Genomic DNA, 18,078 nt, shown 5'->3' with positions numbered 1-18,078 from the left:
GACGGCCGCCGGGACCTCGCCGAACTCGGCGTGCATCCTGTGCTCGGACACCACGTCGGTCTTGACCGGCAGGAAGGTGCCGGCCCCGACGTGCAGGGTGACGAAGTGCAGGCTGACGCCCCGGGCCTTCAGCCGCTCCAGCAGGTCCGGCGTGAAGTGCAGGCCGGCGGTCGGGGCGGCCACCGAGCCGTCCTCGCGGGCGTAGACGGTCTGGTAGTCGGCGCGGTCGCGGTCGTCCTCGGCGCGCTTGGCGGCGATATAGGGCGGCAACGGCATCTCGCCGTGGGCGGCGACGGCCAGGTCCAGATCGACGCCGGCGAAGTCGAAGGCCAGTTCGATCTCGCCGCCCTCGTGCTTGGCGATCACCGTGGCGTCCAGCATGCCGGCCTGGCAGGCGCGGTCCACGTCATGGCCGAAGGCGATGCGGTCGCCCTCCTTCAGCCGCTTGCCGGGGCGCATGAAGGCGACCCAGCGGTCGGGCGCGACGCGCTTGTGCAGGGTCGCCTCGACCGCCACCGGCGATCCGTCTCCGCCGCCGGTGTCGCGTCCGGCCCGCAGGCCCATCAGCCGGGCGGGGATCACGCGGGTGTCGTTGAAGACCAGGGCGTCGCCCGGACGCAGGAAGTCCGGCAGCTCGCGCACGATCCGGTCGTCCAGCCCCTCGCCCGGTTTGATGACCAGCAGGCGCGCGGAATCCCGCGGTTCGGCCGGCCGCAGGGCGATGGCCGCGTCAGGCAGGTGAAAATCGAAGTCGGACAGGCGCATGGGGCGGCTTCAAGGCCACGACGGGGCGTTCAGGTCAAGCGTCCAGGCGCCGCACGCCCGATCGAGCCCGGCCGCCAAGCATCGATGGACAAACCGCGCCTTCCGCCGCCATCCTCGCCTCGACGCTTCACCGGGGGGAACCATGACCGTCACGATCCATCGTCTGTCGGCGCTCTGTGTCTGCCTGATCCTGGCCGCGTGCAAGCCCGCGACCGAGACCCGGAAGGTCGAGACGGCGCCCGCGCCGTCCACCGCGCCGGCCGCCACGCCGCCCGCGCCCGTGACCTTCTCGCACGATCCGGCGCTGGACGCCTTCGGCTTCTATTTCACCGAAACCGCCGTGCAGGCCGGCGCCCTGAAACTGACTTCGCTGAACATCGGCCAGATCGGCGATTTCGCCGATTGGGAGGCCGGCAAGCGACCCGCGACCTACGCGCCGATCTTCCTGTCCTTCGAGGACGTCACCAGCCCCACCGCCGAGAACGAACTGGGCCAGATCTATCACACGGTTTCGCTGCGGGTGATGCCGACCGCTTATCGGGTGGACGGCCAGGAGGTCAGCTTCCACGGCGTCGATCGCAACCTGGGCCAGGTGACCTTCACCGGCGCCTTTGACGTAACGACGCTGAAGGCCGCCAAGGCCGCCGGGCCGGGCGAACCGCAGCCGGTTCTCAGGGGCGACCTGCTGGTCGGCGACCAACAATTCCGCAACATCAGCTTCAAGTATTTCGGCGGCGAGTAAGCCTGGCGCGAACGTCATGCGGTCATGCTAAGGGCAAACCATGCGTTTGATCCTGCACCTCGCCAACCTGTTCCTGCGCGGCACCGCGCTCATGCTGTGCCTGGCGGGCGCGGTGGCCGGCCTGGCCTGCCTGGGCGGCGTGTTCAGCGACAAGTTGGACGCCCTGACTCATGCGGCGCCGATCTGGTTGCTCTGCGGGCTGGCAGGCGTTGCGCTGGCCTTGGCGGTCTCGCGGGACGGCGAGCGCAGGGCGCTGGTCGGCGCCGCGGCCGTCGGGATCGCCGCCCTGGTCTTGCTGATGACCCCCGAACTGCTGTCGGCCCTTCCTCGGTCTGAAAAGCCGCCCGCCGGCGCCGCGACGCTCAAGCTGATCCAGTTCAACCTGTGGGCCGAGAACCACGCGCCCGAGGAAACCACGGCCTGGATCCTCAAGCAGAACGCCGACATCGTGATCACGGAGGAATCCGGCGGCAGGGCCTGGCCGATCCTGCGCGCGCTCAAGAAGGCCTATCCCTACAGCATCGCTTGCCGCGCCAAGTATGGCTGCGACACCCGGATCTACAGCCGCTGGCCGATCATCGACCAGCATGGCTTCTACGAGGACGGAGACGGCCTGGTCGGGGCCTGGGCCACGCTGCGCCATCCACGTGGCGATTTCACGGTGGTGGGCAACCACTTTGTTTGGCCGATCCCCGCCGGCCACTGGCAGGAGCAAAGCCGCCTGCTACGGACCAAGATCGCCCGCTTTCCCAAGGACAAGCTGATCGTGACCGGTGACTTCAACTCCACGCCCTGGTCGTGGAGCCTGCGCCGACAGGACAAGGCCCTGGGCCTGGAGCGCCGCACCCGCGCCTTGGCCAGTTGGCCCACCGGTCCGTTCTCCCGTGTCCTCAACGCCCCCTTCCCGATCCTGCCGATCGATCACGTCTATGCGGGCAAGGCCTGGAAGACCGTCAAGGTCGAGCGCGGTCCAAGCCTGGGTTCCGATCACCGACCTGTCGTGGTGACGCTCGCGCGCTAGGCGCCCCGAACTGGACGCACGAAAAAGGGCCCCGGTTTCCCGGGGCCCTCGTTCTTTCAGATCAAAGCCTGGACGCTCAGGCGTCCGAGGCGATCTTGGCGCTGAGGATCTTGCCCGGCGCGCGCGGCGGCTCGCCGGTCGGCAGGGCGTCGACATGCTCCATGCCTTCGACCACCTGGCCCCAGACGGTGTACTGGTTGTCCAGGAAGGTGGCGTCGTCGAACACGATGAAGAACTGGCTGTTGGCCGAGTTCGGATCGGGGGTGCGGGCCATCGAGCAGATGCCGCGCACGTGCGGCTCCTTGGAGAACTCGGCCTTGATGTCGGCCTTGGCCGAACCGCCGCGGCCGGTGCCGGTCGGGTCGCCGCCCTGGGCCATGAAGCCCGGGATCACGCGGTGGAAGACCACGCCGTCATAAAAGCCCTCGCGGACCAGTTCCTTGATCCGGTCGACGTGGCCGGGGGCCAGGTCGGGACGCATCTTGATCGTGACGGGCCCGTTCTCGAGCGTCAGCAACAGGGTATTTTCGAGGTCGGCCGACATGGTCATCCCTTGAGCTTTTGGGGGGAGGTAAAGGAGTCGGGAAGGCTTCTAGCCCGCTTTCCTAAAGGGGGAAACCGCCCGGATGGATCCCGAGGGCGGATGATTTGTCAAAGCCCCGCTTTCGGGCTAGCGGACATCGACCGCCAGATCGATGTCGCAGACCGAGAAGTCGGCCCCTCGGGCCGCGCGTTTGCGGGCGACCTCGGCCTTGAACCAGGCGCTGCCCGTGTCGACCACCCGGACCGTGGGACGCTCGGCCTGCGGGATGTCGGCCAGCAGCCGCACCTTGGTCATCTTGTCCTGCGGCTTCTCGACCGGTTCGCCGGTCTTGATGGCGCGCACGACGTCCAGTCCGGTCAGGACACGACCAAAGGCGGTGTAGCGCTTGTCCAGCGACGGATAGGGCTGGCGCATCAGGAAGAACTGGCTGTTGGCCGAATTGACGTCCTCGTCACGGGCCTCGCCGATCACGCCGGGGCAGTAGGTTCCCCAGGCCGAGACCTTCTTGTCGGAGGTCACCTCGGCCCAGCTCCAGGCCTGGCTGACGACCGGCAGGGACTTCAGGAAGCCGACCTCGGTCCCAGCCGGCGCCGCGGCGGCCGCGAACGGCGTCGCCCCGTCGCGGCGGAAGGTGAATTCGGCCTTCAGGTTGGGCTTCTTCGTGCCGCCCTCCCCGGTGTCGTCCGGATCGCCGGTCTGGGCCATGAAGCGGTCGATCACCCGGAAGAAGGTGCGGCCGTCATACACGCCCTCGCGGGTCAGCTCCTGGAAGCGCGCCACGTGGCCCGGCGCGACCTCGGGAACCAGCTCCAGCACGATCCGGCCCTTGTTGGTGTCGATCACCACCACGTTCTCGGGCGCCGGCGTCCGCCATTCCGTCGCCTTGGGCGGCGCGATCTTCGCCGGAGCGGACTGCGCGCCCGCGGCCGCGACGAGGCCGGAGAGAAGGACGACCGAGGCGACCAGGGGACGGATCATCGGTTTCACCTGACCTATTTGACTTGCACGGGCACGTTGACGTCGCACGGGGTGAAGGCGCCGCCCATCTCGGCCCGCTTCTTCTCGACCAGCGCCGCGAAGGCGGCCGAGCGGGTGTCCATCACCTGGATGCTGGGACGCTGGGCGGCGGGGATGTCGGACAGCACGCGGACGGTGGTCATCTGGTCCTGGGGCGCGGCGACCGGCTCGCCGGTCTTGATCGCGCGGATGGCCTCGATGCCGGTCAGGGCGCGGCCGAAGGCGGTGTAGGTCTTCTCCAGCGAGGTGTAGTGCTGGCGCATGAAGAAGAACTGGCTGTTGGCGCTGTCGGGATCGCCGGCGCGGGCCATGCCCAGCACGCCCGGGCAGAAGGCGCCCCAGGCGGCCACCTTGCCGTCGGCGGTCATCGCGGCCAGGGCGCTGTTCTGGCTGTAGACCGGCAGCGAACCGACGAAGCCGATTTCCGTCGTCCCGGCCTTGCCGGCCGGCGCGTAGCCGGGGCCGCGGCGGAACAGGAACTCGGCGGCCAGGTTCGGCTGGTCGGACCCGCCGGTGCCGTCGTTCTTGGGATCGCCCGTCTGGGCCATGAAGCTGTCGATGACCCGGAAGAAGGTCAGGCCGTCATAGAAGTGCGCCTTGGCCAGTTCGCGGACCCGCGCCACGTGGTTCGGCGCCGCCTCGGGCGACAGTTCCACGATGATCCGGCCCTTGTTGGTCTCGACCACCAGGATGTTCTCGGGGTCGGGCGTCCGCCAGTCGGAGGCCTGCTGGGCGCTGGCGGCGGAGGCCGCGGTAAGCGCCAGGACGGCGGCGATGGACGCAAGCTTCATGGAGATCCCCGGATAGAACTGGTCTGACGGCGTAGAACGCCGCCGCGCGAACGACAAGTGGCCCCGCGTTAGACCCGACGATTCCGGCGAGTTTCCGGCGGACTTGAACGCCCGTCCCGATGTACGGCCTAGCTTCGCCTTCCCCGGGTGAAAAAGGCCTGGCGCTCGCCCTCGGCCCGCGAGGTCGTGGCGTGGATCTGGAGCAGGTCCTTGCGGGTCAACAAACCGACCAAAACGCCGGTGGCCGGGTCGGTCACCGGGATGCGTCCCTGGCCGCTGGCCAGCATCAGGTCCACCACGCGCGCGACGACGTCGTCGGGATGGGCGACGGGCAAGGCGGCGTCCGACACGCGCTCGGCCAGGGTCTGCTCGGCCAAGGCCTGCTCGGCGGAGCCGCCCTCGACCCGCCAGGCCAGGGCGTCGGCCCGCGAAACCAGACCCACCAGGCGACCGGACGATTCGACCACCGGATAGATCTGGTGGCGCCCCTCTCGCAGCACCGCCACGGCGTCGGGGATGGACATCTGGGCCGGCAAGGTGTCGACCTGCTGGATCATCACCTCCGAGGCGCGGACTAACTCATAGGGGTCCACGCCGTACTCGCGGCTGATGTGCCGGCCCCGACGGGCGATCTTCTCGGTCAGGATCGAGCGCTTGAGCAGCAGCACCGTGGTGGCGTAGGCCGCCGCCGAGGCGGCCAGCAGCGGGGCCAGCATCCGCCAGTCGCCGGTCAGCTCGACCGCGAAGATCACGGCGGTCAGCGGCGAGCGCATGGTGCCGCCCAGCATCGCCGCCATGCCCAGCAGAGCCCAGAAGCCGGCGTCGCCAGGCAGGACTTGGCCGACCAGCCAGCCCATCGCCCCGCCCAGGATCAGCAGCGGCGCCAGGACCCCGCCCGAGGTTCCCGATGACAGAGCCACCAGCCAGATCGCCGCCTTGACCAACAGCAGGACGACGACCGCCTGGACGACCAGATGCCCGGTCAGCAGGTCGCGGATGACGTCGTAGCCGACCCCCAGGGCCCGAGGTTCGATCAAACCGCCCAGGCCGACGCCCAGCCCGCCCAGGGCCGGCCACCACATCCAGTGGATCGGAAGGCGCTCGAAGAGGTCCTCGAGGCCGTAGAGCAGCTTAGTCAGCAGACCCGACTGCAGCCCGGCCACCACGCCCAGCCCCGCGCAGAGGGCCAGCCCCCACCAGGGCAGCAGCGGATCGGCGGAGAACGGGAACAGGGGACCGCTCCCGAACAACAGCGGCCGCCAACTGGTGGCGGTGACCGCCGCGACCGCGACCGGGATGAAGCTGCGCGGCCGCCATTCGAACAGCAGCAGCTCGACCGCCAGCAGCACGGCGGCCACCGGCGTGCCGAAGATCGCCGTCATGCCCGCCGCCGCGCCGGCGACCAGCAGGGTCTTCCGCTCGGCCGCGCTGAGATGGAAGAACTGGGCGAACAGCGAGCCGATCGCGCCGCCGGTCATGATGATCGGCCCCTCGGCCCCGAACGGCCCGCCCGTGCCGATCGAGATGGCCGACGAGATCGGTTTGAGCACCGCCACCTTGGCCGACATCCGGCTGCCGCCGATCAGGATTGCCTCGATGGCCTCGGGAATGCCGTGGCCCCGGATCTTTTCAGACCCGAACCGCGCCATCAGCCCGATGACCAGCCCGCCCAGCACCGGCGCGGCCACCATCCAGGGCGAAGGCGTCAGGGTCTCCAGCGATCGCGAGACGATGTCGAAACGCCCGAACCAGACCAGGTTGGTCGTCAGGGTGATCAGGCGGATCAGCAGCCAGGCCGCGCCCGCTCCGCCGCTGCCGACCACAACGGCCATGGCCGCCAGCATCAGCAGGCGACGATCGGCGGTGAAATCGCCCAGCGCGCGGCGCGGGGCGCCTTTTACGGAACTGGACTCGGCGTGGGCGACGGTCATGCTTCCCTCTCGGCGCGGCTCTTGTGAAACTGCCAATATGTCGTATTACGATATTATCCAAGGGGGATGCGCGTTTGGACGAGCAGATTCGTGACGAAGACGGCCTGACTCGCGCTCAGTACGTGGCGCTGGCGGCCTTCCGCTACGAGCTGCGCCGGTTCCTGGCGTTCAGCGAAACCGCCGCCCATGCCGCCGGCCTCCCCGCCCAACAACATCAGGCCCTGCTGGCGATCGCCGGCTTCGACGGCGCGGACGCGCCCACGGTGGGAACCTTGTCCGAACGCCTGCTGATCGCGCCGCACACGGCCACCGAGCTGACCGCGCGGATGGTCGAGGCCGACCTGATCAGCAAGATCCCCTCCCAGCAGGACCGCCGCAAGGTCAGGCTGGCCCTGACCGACAAGGCCGAAAGGTTGCTGGCGCACCTGAGCGCCGCCCACCTGGATGAACTAAGGTCCCTGGAACCCGCCCTGACCTCGGCGCTCGCCCGCCTGGGCGACAACCCCGCCTGACGCCCGCCAACCGACAGCCCCACCGGCCCGCCTCAATCCTGAAAATGACCATGCGACAGACGCTCTTCCTGGCCCTGCGCGGCCGCAATCCCATTCGGCCGACGGACATCCTGCGATCAGGCCTGGGCGCCCTGCTGGGCATCCCAGCCACCGGCCTGCTGGCCCATCTGGTCGCCAGCGGACATCCGTCAACCCTGCCCTTGCTGGTTCCTCCGATCGGCGCCTCGGCGGTTCTGGCCTTCGCTGTGCCGGCCAGTCCGCTGGCCCAGCCGCGCGCCATCATCGGCGGCAACATGGTCTCGGCCCTGGCCGGGGTGACCTGCGCCCTGGCGTTCCATCCCCATCCCGCCCTGGCGGCGGCGGTCGCCGTGGCCTTGGCGATCGTCGCCATGGGCCTGCTGGGCTGCCTGCACCCGCCCGGCGGCGCGGTGGCCCTGGGGGCCGCCCTCGTCGCCGGCCCCGTCGGCCCGGCCTCCTACGGCTATGTCTTCGTGCCGGTGGGCCTGTGCTCGGTGCTGCTGGTGCTGTCCGCCATGGCCTATGCGCGCGCCGTGGGGCGATCCTATCCGCACCGCGTCCCTCCGCCGGCCAATGTGCACGCCACCCAGGACTCCCCGCCTTTGCGCCGGGTCGGCTTCACCACGGCCGACATCGACRACGCCCTGGCCCACTACGGCGACCTGCTCGACGTCGACCGCGCCGACCTGGACGCCCTGTTCCAGGAGGTCGAGCTCCAGGCGCACCGGCGCATCCACGCCCACATCCTGTGCAGCGACATCATGTCCCGCGACGTGTTGAGCGTGGATCTCCACCAGAGCGCCGAGAGCGCTCTAGGCTACATGCGCACCCATGATCTGCGCTCGGCGCCGGTCGTCGATTCCGAGCGCAGGGTAGTGGGCATGGTTCGCCGCGCCGAACTCCAGACCGGGCGGGACGGTCCCGTCGAGGCGGTGCTGGACCCGTTCGTGCACAAGGTTCGTCCCGGCACGGCGATCGAAGCCCTGCTGCCGATCCTGTCCAGCGGGGTCGCGCACGAGGCCATGGTGGTCGATGAGCACCGGGTGCTGCTGGGCATCATCACCCAGACAGACCTGCTCGGCGTTCTCTATCGCGCCCACATCGTCGAGGCGGTGGCGCTGCAGCGGGCCGAGGCGGCCGGGGCGATCGATCCAGCCATCTAGGCGGCGCCCCGCCGCACCCTACTTCGCCAGCTTGCCCAGCAGTTGCTCGGCCACGCCGGGCGGCACGAACTTGTGGACGTCGCCGCCCAGGGCCGCGATCTCCTTGACCAGACGCGAGGCGATGGCCTGGTGGCGCGGGTCGGCCATCAGGAACACGGTCTCGATCTCGCGATCGAGCTGCTGGTTCATGGCCGTCATCTGGAATTCGTATTCGAAGTCGGCCACGGCCCGCAGGCCGCGSACGATCATCTGGGCCCCGACCTCGCGGGCGAARTGSATCAGCAGGCTGTCGAACGGCCGGACCTCGATCTCGGCGATCTTGGTCAGGTGGGCCGTTTCGCGGCGCACCATCTCCACCCGCTCTTCCAGCGAGAACAGCGGCCCCTTGCCGATGTTCACCGCCACCCCGATCACCAGCCTGTCGACCAGCTTGACCGCCCGACCGATGATGTCGAGGTGGCCGTTGGTGACCGGGTCAAACGTCCCCGGATAGAGACCGATCCGCATGCTTTTCCCTCACCCGGGCGTACGCCCGCTGGCCCCTTGCTCTGGGTCGCTTACGAGATCTCGTCCGTCCCGTTTTCGTCGCCCGTGGTGTCGTCGCTGGCCGTGTCGTCGCCCGTCGAGTCGTCGCCGCCGGTTTCGGCGAGACGCTCGACGCTGACGACATGTTCGTCCTTCGCCGTGCGGAAGATGGTTACGCCCTGAGTATTCCGCGCTGCAACACGAATTTGCGAGACGGGCACCCTGATCAACTGGCCGGCGTCGGTGACCAGCAGGATCTGATCGCTGTCATCGACCGGGAACGACCCCACCAGCTTGCCGCCGCGCTTGGACAGGTCCTGGGCGGTCAGGCCCTGGCCGCCGCGACCGGTGCGGCGATAGTCGTAAGCGCTGGTGCGCTTGCCGAAGCCTTCCGACGAGACCGTCAGCAGGATTTCCTCGGCCGCGCCCAGTTCGGCGATGCGTTCGGGGGTCAGGCTGGCCTCGCCGACGTCTTCGTCGGTCTCTTCAGCCGCAACCGGAGCCTCCTCGCCTTCCTCGCCCAGGGCTCGGGCCAGGGCCCGCTGGTGCTTGAGGTAGGCGGCGCGTTCGGCCGGGGTGGCGTCGACATTGCGCAGCACGCTCATCGAGATGACGCTGTCGCCCTCGCCCAGGCGCACGCCGCGCACGCCGGTCGAGTCGCGGCTGGCGAACACGCGCACTTCGTCGGTCGAGAAGCGGATGCAGCGGCCCGAGGCGGTGTTGAGCAGGATGTCCTTGCTGCTGTCGCAGACGGCCACGCCGATGATGCCGTCGCCTTCGTCCAGCTTCATGGCGATCTTGCCGTTGCGGCGCACGTCGACGAAGTCCGAAAGCTTGTTGCGACGCACGCTGCCCGAGCGGGTGGCGAACATCACGTCCAGGCCGTCCCAGGTGGCCTCGTCCTCGGGCAAGGTCAGGATCGAGGTGATGGTTTCGCCCGGCTCGATCGGCAGCAGGTTGACGAAGGCCTTGCCGCGGCTGTTGGCGACGCCCTGCGGCAGACGCCAGACCTTCATCTTGTAGACCTTGCCGCCCGAGGTGAAGAACAGCAGCGGCGAGTGGGTCGAGGCCGAGAATACGCGGGTGACCGCGTCCTCGGTCTTGGTGGCCATGCCCGACTTGCCCTTGCCGCCGCGATGCTGCGTGCGATAGGCGGCCAGCGGCGTGCGCTTCACGTAGCCGCCCAGGGTGACGGTGATGACCATGTCCTCGCGGACGATCAGGTCTTCGTCTTCCACGTCGGCGTCGCCGTCGACGATCTGGCAGCGGCGCGGAATGGCGAACTTCTCGCGCACCTCGACCAGTTCCTCGCGAACCACCGCCATGATGTTGGCGCGGTCCGACAGCAGGTCGAGGAAGCCCTTGATGGCTTCGGCCAGGCTGGCCGCTTCGTTGCCGATCTCGTCACGGCCCAGGCCGGTCAGGCGCGACAGGGTCAGGGCCAGGATGGCGCGGGCCTGCTCGTCGCTCAGACGGATCAGGCCGCCGTCTTCCTGCACGGTGCGCGGGTCGGCGATCAGCTCGACCAGCGGCAGCATGTCGCCGGCCGGCCAGGCCTTGGCCACCAGGCGCTCGCGGGCCTCGGTCGGATCCTTGGACGAGCGGATGATGTGGATGAATTCGTCGATATTGGCGACGGCGATGGTCAGGCCGACCAGGACGTGGCCGCGATCGCGCGCCTTGCCCAGTTCGAACTTGGTCCGCCGGACCACGACCTCTTCGCGGAACTGAACGAAGATCTCGATCAGTTGCTTGAGGCCCATCTGTTCGGGGCGGCCCCGGTTCAGGGCCAGCATGTTGACGCCGAACGAGCTTTGCAGCGCCGTGAAGCGGTACAGCTGGTTGAGGATCACCTCGCCCGAAGCGTCGCGCTTCAGCTCGACCACGATCCGCATGCCGTCGCGGTTGGATTCGTCGCGGATGTCCGACACGCCCTCGATGCGCTTATCGCGCACCATCTCGGCGATGTACTCGACCAGGTTGGCCTTGTTCACCTGGTAGGGGATGGCGGTGATGATGATGGCTTCGCGACCGGCGCGGATCTCTTCCACGGTGGCCAGGCCGCGCATGATCACCGAGCCGCGGCCGGTCAGCAGCGCCTGGCGCGGGCCGGCCCGGCCGATGATCTCGCCGCCGGTGGGGAAGTCGGGACCGGGCACCAGGTCCAGAAGCTGGTCGGTGGTGACGTCCGGCTGGTCGATCATCAGCAGGCAGGCGTCGATGATCTCGCCCAGGTTATGCGGCGGGATGTTGGTGGCCATGCCGACGGCGATGCCGCCCGCGCCGTTGACCAGCAGGTTGGGGATCCGCGACGGCAGGACGACGGGTTCCTGCTCCTTGCCGTCGTAATTGTCCTGGAAGTCGACCGTGTTCTTGTCGAGGTCGGCCAGCAGCGACATGGCCGGCGGGGCCATGCGGCACTCGGTGTAACGCATGGCGGCGGGCATATCGCCGTCCACCGAACCGAAGTTGCCCTGGCCGTCGATCAGCACCAGGCCCATCGAGAACGACWGGGTCATGCGGACCAGGGTGAAGTAGATCGAGGCGTCGCCGTGCGGGTGATACTTACCCATCACGTCACCGACCACACGGGCCGACTTCACGTACGAGCGCTCGGGCGTCTGGCCCTGCTCGTGCATCGAGAACAGCACGCGGCGGTGCACCGGCTTGAGGCCGTCGCGCGCGTCGGGCAGCGCACGGCTGACGATCACGCTCATCGCATAGTCGAGATAGGAGCGGCGCAGCTCGTCCTCGATATTGATGGGGGTAACGTCCCCGCGGGACGCCGGCGAGGCCGGTGACCCGGGGATGGTGTTTTGATCGTCGCTCAAGGGAATTTTTCGCCGTCAGAATCGAACACGGAACCGTCAAAAACAGTTAGCATTCCCCTCGCCAAGACGCCACCTTCGCGGCTCCAGCCCTTGGTTTTCCGGGAGTTTCACATGCGTTTGACCGCCCTCGCCCTGTCCTTCGGCCTGATCGCCGCCGCGACCACGGCCCATGCCTCCACCGCTCAGGCCGCCACCGCCGAGCTTAAGGGCGCCGACGGCAAGACGATCGGGACCGCCACCCTGACCGAGGCGCCGCACGGCGTGCTGCTGCGCATCGAGGCCAAGGGCCTGACCCCGGGCTGGCACGGCCTGCACTTCCACGAGAAGGGCGACTGCGGGACGCCGGACTTCAAGTCGGCCGGCGCCCACGTCCACACGACGACCGCCGTGGTCCACGGCCTGCTGAACCCGAACGGCAACGACAACGGCGACCTGCCCAACCTGTTCGCGGCCGCCGACGGCTCGGCCACGGCCGAACTGTTCTCGCCCTTGGTGTCCCTGAACGGCGCGGGCGGCCGCCCCGCCCTGCTCGACCCCGACGGCTCGTCGATCGTGGTTCATGCAAGTCCGGACGACTACAAGACCCAGCCGATCGGCGGCGCCGGGGCTCGGGTGGCTTGCGGGGTGGTGAAATAGTGAACGCACTGCGTCCTTCGAGGCTCGGCTATGCCTCGCACCTCAGGATGAGGAATTCAGCAACAAAGCCCCTCATCCTGAGGCGCCCGCGTAGCGGGCCTCGAAGGGCGCACCGCCTCTAAGTCGCCTCACCCGCCGCCGGCACGGCCTTCTTCGCCGTCAACGCCACCAGCGCCACGCCCGCCATGGTCGCGGCCGCCCCGATCACCAACTGCGGCGACAGGGCGTCGCCCATGAACAGCACGCCGATCGTGCACGAGACCAGCGGCGTCAGCAGAAAATAGGGCGTCACCCGCCCCGCCTCGCGGCGCTGGACCAGCCAGAACAGCAGGGCGCTGGCCCCGATGGTCGAGACCACGCCGGCGAAGGCCACGCAGGCCCAGGCGATCGGCGCGGCGGTCTTCACCCGCTCCACGACGTTGTCCTCGAAGCCGAACGACATCACCAGCAGCACCGGCGCGGCGACGACGGCGGTCAGGGCCTGGACCTGCAGCGGCTTGGCGCCCGGCGTCTGGCGCACGAACACCGTGGCCAAGGCCCAACAGGCGCTGGCGACCACGCCCAGCAGGATGGCCGGCAGGTCGGCGGCCCCGTGCGGGTCCAGGCTCATCCAGGCCACCCCGACGAAGGCCACGACCAGGCCTGCGACGGCCAGGGGCTTCATGGTCTCGCCCAGCATCTTCCAGGCGAACAGGGCCGTGAACGGAATCCAGAGCTGGGTGGCGACCACCAGCGGGCTCAGCGACTTGGCCAGGCCGAACGCGACATAGATGATCCCGAAGTGGATCGGTCCCGACAGCAGGCAGATGGCCAGCAGCCGCCGCGACCAGGGGAACGGCGGCTTCAGGAACGGCGCCAGGAACGCCAACGCCAGGGCGAACCGCAAGGCCCCGACCATCATCGGCGGCAGCTCGGCGGTCGCCACCTTGGCCGCGGCGTTGTTCAGGCCCCAGGTCAGGATGATGGCCGCGATGGCCAGGCGCTCAAGCACCGAGAGGGGCGTGTTGGACGACATGGCTCCGCTTGGATCAGACCCCGCCGCGGGCTTCAAGAGGATTGGCGACCCCGCTCGTGCCCACGACCTTGCGGATCGCGGCCAGCAGGATCTCGAGATCCGCGTCYGGCGTCGTGAAGGCCGGGGTCAGGTACACGGTCTTGCCCATCGGCCGGATCCACGCCCCCTCGGCGGCGAAGGCGTCGCACAGGGCGCCGACCGCCACGGATTGGTCGAACTCCACCACCCCGATCGCGCCCAGCACCCGCACGTCGACCACGCCCGGCGCGGTCCGCACGGGCTCCAGCCCCGCCGCCAGCGCCGCCGACACCCGCGCCACATCCGCTCGCCATGCGCCGTCTTCGAACAGGTCCAGCGAGGCGTTGGCCGCCGCGCAGGCCAGGGCGTTGCCCATATAGGTCGGGCCATGCATCAGGGCCGCGCCCGCATCGTCGGACCAGAAGGCCTCGAACACCCGGGTCGAGGCGACGGCCACCGACAGCGGCAGGGTGCCGCCGGTCAGGGCCTTGGACAGGGTGACGATGTCGGGCTCGACGCCCGCCGCCTGCATGGCGAACAGCTGGCCCGTGCGCCCAAAGCCTGTGAAAATCTCGTCGAAGATCAGCAGCACGCCGTGCTTGTCGGCCAGGCGGCGCAGGCGGCGCAGCACTTCGGGATCATGGAACAGCATGCCGCCCGCGCCCTGGACCAGCGGCTCGGTCAGGATGGCGGCGATCTCCCCGCCCCGCTCGGCCAGCAAGGCGTCGAGCGCGGTTTCCGACGTCGCGTCCACCGGCAGGTCGGCGATCACCTGGCTGGGCATCGCGCCGGAGAACAGGCTGTGCATGCCCTCCTCCGGATCGCAGACCGTCATCGTCGCCAGGGTGTCGCCGTGATAGCCGCCCCGGAACGACAGGAACCTGGTGCGCCCCGTCACGCCGCGATTGATGTGGAACTGCAGCGCCATCTTCATGGCGATCTCGACCGACACCGAGCCGGACTCGGCGAAGAAGGCGTGGTTCAGGTCGCCGGGCAGCAGGTCTGCCAAGCGCTTGGCCAGGCGATAAGCCGGTTCATGGGCCAAGCCGCCGAGCATCACGTGCGGCATGCGTTCCAGCTGGTCGCGGACGGCGGCGGCGATATGGGGGTGGTTGTAGCCGTGGCAAGCGGTCCACCACGAGGCCAGGCCGTCGACCAGCTCGCGCCCGTCGTCCAGAATCAATCGCGAGCCGCGCGTCGCCACGACCGGCGGCGGTGGCCGCGCGGTCTTCATCTGGCAATAGGGCCGCCAGACGTGCGGCGCGCCGGCCGTGAGCCAATTGGGGCTTTCAGCGGTCATCGGGCGATCCTTCGTTGCCTAGAGCGGGCGCACTGCCTATGCCCTCCGGCCGTGGGGGGCAAACAGGAACCGTGATGCACAGTCTCGACACCTACGCCGCCGACAAGATCCAGCGCCTCGAGGCCGCGAGCCTGCTGCGCCGCCTGAAACCCACCCAGCGCTCGGCCGGCGCCGTCGTCGAGCGCGACGGGCGCAAGCTGCTGTCCTTCTCCTGCAACGACTATCTGGGCCTCGCCCACCATCCGAAGGTCAAGGCCGCCGCCCAGGCCGCGATCGAGACCCACGGGGCCGGCTCCGGCGCCTCGCGGCTGGTGACCGGCGACCACCCGCTGCTCTCCGAACTCGAGGCCCGGCTGGCGCGGCTGAAGGGCACGGAGGCCTGCGTGGTGTTCGGCTCGGGCTACCTGGCCAACACCGGCCTGATCCCCACCTTCGCCGGCAAGGGCGACATCGTGCTGGTCGACGAGCTGGCCCACGCCTGCATCTGGGCCGGGGCCCAGCTGTCGGGCGCGCGGATCATCCCGTTCGCCCATAACGACACCGACCATCTGGCCGACCTGCTGGCCGAGCATCGCTCCAGCGCCCGCCACGCCATCGTCGCCACCGACGGGGTGTTCTCGATGGACGGCGACATCGCCCCGCTGGACTGGCTGTCGGCGGTCTGCGAGGCCAACGACGCCTGGCTGCTGTCGGACGACGCCCATGGCGTGGGCGTGCTGGCCGAAGGGCGGGGCTCGGCCGCCCTGTTCCCCGAGGCCCAGATCCCGTTCCAGATGGGCACCCTGTCCAAGGCCCTGGGCTCGTACGGCGGCTATGTCTGCGGCTCGCAGGCCGTGGTCGATCTGCTGAAGACCCGGGCCCGCACCCTGGTCTACACCACGGGCCTGCCGCCGGCCGCCGCCGCCGCCGCCCTGGCGGCGCTGGATATCATCGAGGCCGAGCCGGCCCTGACCGCCCTGCCGCTGGCCAAGGCTAGAGCCTTCACCAAGGCGGTCGGCCTGCCGCTGGCGGCCAGCCCGATCGTGCCGGTGATCATCGGCGAGGCCCAGGAAGCCCTGGACGCCTCGCGCGCCCTGGAGGCCGAGGGCTTCCTGGTGGTCGCCATCCGACCGCCCACCGTGCCGGCCGGCGAGGCCCGCCTGCGCATCGCCTTCAGCGCCGAGCACCCCGACGCCGAGATCACCCGTCTCGCCGCACTGGTGAAGCCCTACGTCAAGGCGCGCGCCTGATGCCCTCGCTGTTCGTCACCGGTACGGGCACCGACATCGGCAAGACCTATGTCAGCTGCGCCTTGATCCGAGCTCTGAAAGCGCGCGGCGCCGTCGTCGACGCCTTCAAGCCGGTGGTCAGCGGCTTCGACCCCAAGGACGCGGCCGGCAGCGATCCGGCCCGGCTGGCCGCCGCCCTGGGCGATCCCGGTTCCGTGTTCCGCATCGCCCCGCGACGCTATCTCGCGCCCTTGTCGCCCAACATCGCCGCCCGGCTGGAGGGCCAGACCCTGGTGCTGGACGACATGGTCATCGACGCCGTGGCCCGCGGCGCTGAGCTCCGAGACGGCTTGCTGCTGGTCGAAGGGGCCGGCGGGGTGATGTCGCCCCTGACCGACGGCGAGACCAATCTCGACATGGTCGCCGCCTTGGGCGCCCCCGTCCTGCTGGTGGCGGGCTCGTATCTCGGCACGATCAGTCACGTCCTGACCGCCCTGGTCGCCCTGCGCGCCGCCGGGGCCCGGATCCTGGCGGTAGTGATGAGCGAGAGCCTCGACGCGCCGGATCTGACCCAGACCGCACAGGCCCTGGCGCCCTTCCTGGACGGGACGCCGCTGTTCCTCGCGCCGCGCGGAGAATCCTGGGACGCTGGCGCCCTGGCCGACCACCTGTTGACGGACACCCGCGCGCCATGAGCCCCGCCCCTCTCCGCATCGCCATGATCGGCTTGGGCGACATCGCCCGGAAGGCCTACCTGCCGGTGCTGGGTCCGCGCGCCGATGTGGGTTTGGTTTTCGTCACACGCAGCGCGGAGGCCCTGGCCGAGTTGGGCGCGGCGTGGCGGGTCGAGCGGCTGCACAGGGAGCTCGATACGGCCCTGGCCGAAGGCCTGGACGGCGCGCTGGTCCATGCCGCCACGGCGGCCCATCCCGACATCGTACGCCGCCTGCTGGAGGCCGGTGTGCCGACGCTGGTCGACAAGCCGATCGCCGACACCGCCGCGCAGAGCGAGACCCTGGTCGACCTGGCCGAGACGCGCGGCGTGTCGCTGATGGTCGGCTTCAACCGTCGTTTCGCCCCGACCTACCAGGACGCCGCGGCCCTGAACCTGCCGCTGGTGGTGATGCAGAAGAACCGTCCCGGCCCGCTCGACGACGTGCGCCGGGCGGTGTTCGACGACTATATTCACGTGGTCGACACGATCCGCTTCCTGGCCCCGGACGCGGATCAGGTCGCCGTACGCGGCCGCGTCCGCGACGGACGGCTCGAGCATGTGGTGCTGTCGCTGTCGGGCGACGGTCGCGACGCGGTCGGAATCATGAACCGCGTCAGCGGGGCCAGCGAGGAGACGCTGGAGGTCTCCGGCAACGGCCTCAAGCGCAAGGTCGTCGACATCGACCAGGTCATCGACCAAGGCGCGACCGAGGCCCTGACCCGGCGCGGAAACTGGACCTCGGTCGGGCGCCAGCGCGGCTTCGAGGCGATGTGCGAGCACTTCCTGAGCGCCGTGCGCGATGGCCGGCGCCTGTCGGCGCTGGACGCGCTGGAGACGCACCGGCTGTGCGAGACGGTGGTGGGCGCGCTTTCCTGAAGACTGTCACCCCGGACGTAACGAAGCGAAGATCCGGGGCCGCCGGAAGCGCTAGGCCGTCTTCCTCCATGCCGTCGGCGACAGCCCGAACGCCCGTCGGAACGTGGCGTTGAAGTGCGAGATGTCGTTGAAGCCGATGTCGAAGGCGATGCGGGTGATCGGCTCGGCGGTGTCGGTCAGCCGGTCGGCGGCGGCCCGCAGGCGCGCGCCGATCAGGTACTGGCGCGGGCTTTCGCCGGTCACCGCCCGAAACAGTCGGATGAAGTGGAAGCGGCTGACCTGACCCATGGCGGCCAAGGTCTCCAGCCCACACGGCTCGGCGTAAGCGACATCGAGATGCCGGACCACGTCGCGGATGCGGCGGCGTTCAGCCTCCGTCGGCGGCGCTGTCCGGGTGCGGCGTCCCAAGGTCAGCGCTCGGGCCGCCAGGTCGATCACCGCCGCCTCGTC

Annotated in this window: 18 protein-coding genes; 8 read left to right on the top strand and 10 right to left on the bottom strand. The window is 69.5% G+C overall.

Going from position 1 to position 18,078, the window contains the following annotated elements; all coding sequences use genetic code 11:
• On the bottom strand, positions 1-765 hold a 765-nt coding region (locus AC1DZ6_RS03745), incomplete at its 3' end, for an S-adenosylmethionine:tRNA ribosyltransferase-isomerase (protein WP_477095853.1).
• Between the two features lie 142 nt (positions 766-907).
• Between AC1DZ6_RS03745 and AC1DZ6_RS03740 the strand changes: the two genes are divergently transcribed.
• The gene (locus AC1DZ6_RS03740) at positions 908-1,507 is read left to right on the top strand and encodes a hypothetical protein (protein WP_477095852.1); all 600 of its coding nucleotides are present in this window, start codon (positions 908-910) and stop codon (positions 1,505-1,507) included.
• 40 nt (positions 1,508-1,547) lie between these two features.
• Positions 1,548-2,528, top strand: coding sequence for an endonuclease/exonuclease/phosphatase family protein (locus AC1DZ6_RS03735; RefSeq protein ID WP_477095851.1), 981 nt, complete (start codon positions 1,548-1,550; stop codon positions 2,526-2,528).
• 76 nt (positions 2,529-2,604) lie between these two features.
• On the opposite strand, the gene AC1DZ6_RS03730 is transcribed toward AC1DZ6_RS03735, so the two are convergent.
• The 4 genes from AC1DZ6_RS03730 to AC1DZ6_RS03715 all read right to left on the bottom strand — a co-directional run bounded on the left by AC1DZ6_RS03730 (position 2,605) and on the right by AC1DZ6_RS03715 (position 6,811).
• Positions 2,605-3,072, bottom strand: a complete 468-nt coding sequence (locus AC1DZ6_RS03730; protein ID WP_477095850.1) for a peptidylprolyl isomerase — start codon at positions 3,070-3,072, stop codon at positions 2,605-2,607.
• A gap of 126 nt (positions 3,073-3,198) precedes the next feature.
• Positions 3,199-4,050, bottom strand: a complete 852-nt coding sequence (locus AC1DZ6_RS03725; RefSeq protein ID WP_477095849.1) for a peptidylprolyl isomerase — start codon at positions 4,048-4,050, stop codon at positions 3,199-3,201.
• Positions 4,051-4,064: 14 nt separating this feature from the next.
• A complete protein-coding gene (locus AC1DZ6_RS03720) occupies positions 4,065-4,880 on the bottom strand; it encodes a peptidylprolyl isomerase (protein ID WP_477095848.1) in 816 nt (271 codons plus the stop codon).
• Positions 4,881-5,008: 128 nt separating this feature from the next.
• On the bottom strand, positions 5,009-6,811 hold the full coding sequence (locus AC1DZ6_RS03715; RefSeq protein WP_477095847.1) for a chloride channel protein: 1,803 nt from the start codon (positions 6,809-6,811) through the stop codon (positions 5,009-5,011).
• A 74-nt stretch (positions 6,812-6,885) separates the two neighbouring features.
• Here AC1DZ6_RS03715 and AC1DZ6_RS03710 point away from each other — a divergent pair, with 74 nt between their 5' ends.
• Both AC1DZ6_RS03710 and AC1DZ6_RS03705 read left to right on the top strand, forming a co-directional pair.
• Positions 6,886-7,323, top strand: coding sequence for a MarR family winged helix-turn-helix transcriptional regulator (locus tag AC1DZ6_RS03710; protein ID WP_477095846.1), 438 nt, complete (start codon positions 6,886-6,888; stop codon positions 7,321-7,323).
• A gap of 50 nt (positions 7,324-7,373) precedes the next feature.
• Positions 7,374-8,504: an HPP family protein gene (locus AC1DZ6_RS03705; RefSeq protein ID WP_477095845.1), complete on the top strand. Its 1,131-nt coding sequence runs from the start codon at positions 7,374-7,376 to the stop codon at positions 8,502-8,504.
• A gap of 18 nt (positions 8,505-8,522) precedes the next feature.
• Here AC1DZ6_RS03705 and coaD read toward each other — a convergent pair whose 3' ends face one another.
• The gene (gene coaD / locus AC1DZ6_RS03700; RefSeq protein ID WP_477095844.1) at positions 8,523-9,011 is read right to left on the bottom strand and encodes a pantetheine-phosphate adenylyltransferase; all 489 of its coding nucleotides are present in this window, start codon (positions 9,009-9,011) and stop codon (positions 8,523-8,525) included.
• A 50-nt stretch (positions 9,012-9,061) separates the two neighbouring features.
• Entirely contained in the window at positions 9,062-11,860 is a 2,799-nt protein-coding gene (gyrA, locus tag AC1DZ6_RS03695; protein ID WP_477095843.1) for a DNA gyrase subunit A, read from the bottom strand.
• Positions 11,861-11,971: 111 nt separating this feature from the next.
• Between gyrA and sodC the strand changes: the two genes are divergently transcribed.
• A complete protein-coding gene (gene sodC / locus AC1DZ6_RS03690; RefSeq protein ID WP_477095842.1) occupies positions 11,972-12,496 on the top strand; it encodes a superoxide dismutase[Cu-Zn] in 525 nt (174 codons plus the stop codon).
• Positions 12,497-12,614: 118 nt separating this feature from the next.
• On the opposite strand, the gene AC1DZ6_RS03685 is transcribed toward sodC, so the two are convergent.
• Both AC1DZ6_RS03685 and AC1DZ6_RS03680 read right to left on the bottom strand, forming a co-directional pair.
• Complete coding sequence (locus AC1DZ6_RS03685) at positions 12,615-13,547, bottom strand: DMT family transporter (protein ID WP_477095841.1); 933 nt, start codon at positions 13,545-13,547, stop codon at positions 12,615-12,617.
• The gene (locus tag AC1DZ6_RS03680; protein ID WP_477095840.1) at positions 13,525-14,829 is read right to left on the bottom strand and encodes an adenosylmethionine--8-amino-7-oxononanoate transaminase; all 1,305 of its coding nucleotides are present in this window, start codon (positions 14,827-14,829) and stop codon (positions 13,525-13,527) included. The genes AC1DZ6_RS03685 and AC1DZ6_RS03680 overlap by 23 nt, the downstream gene beginning before the upstream one ends.
• 74 nt (positions 14,830-14,903) lie before the next feature.
• On the opposite strand from AC1DZ6_RS03680, the gene bioF reads away from it, so the two are divergent.
• Genes bioF through AC1DZ6_RS03665 form a run of 3 tightly spaced genes read left to right on the top strand, consistent with a single transcriptional unit; the run spans position 14,904 to position 17,628 of the window.
• Entirely contained in the window at positions 14,904-16,058 is a 1,155-nt protein-coding gene (gene bioF, locus AC1DZ6_RS03675; RefSeq protein WP_477095839.1) for an 8-amino-7-oxononanoate synthase, read from the top strand.
• Complete coding sequence (bioD, locus tag AC1DZ6_RS03670) at positions 16,058-16,732, top strand: dethiobiotin synthase (protein ID WP_477095838.1); 675 nt, start codon at positions 16,058-16,060, stop codon at positions 16,730-16,732. The genes bioF and bioD overlap by 1 nt, the downstream gene beginning before the upstream one ends.
• Positions 16,729-17,628: a Gfo/Idh/MocA family protein gene (locus AC1DZ6_RS03665; RefSeq protein ID WP_477095837.1), complete on the top strand. Its 900-nt coding sequence runs from the start codon at positions 16,729-16,731 to the stop codon at positions 17,626-17,628. The genes bioD and AC1DZ6_RS03665 overlap by 4 nt, the downstream gene beginning before the upstream one ends.
• A gap of 51 nt (positions 17,629-17,679) precedes the next feature.
• Here the strand turns inward: AC1DZ6_RS03665 and AC1DZ6_RS03660 are convergent.
• The coding region (locus AC1DZ6_RS03660) for a helix-turn-helix domain-containing protein (RefSeq protein ID WP_477095836.1) at positions 17,680-18,078 on the bottom strand (399 nt) is incomplete at its 5' end.

This window comes from Caulobacter sp. P1_B12_2 (assembly GCF_056406675.1).
The sequence above is the reverse complement of the archived record's forward strand: the minus strand, read 5'-3'. Positions and strand labels throughout refer to the sequence as shown.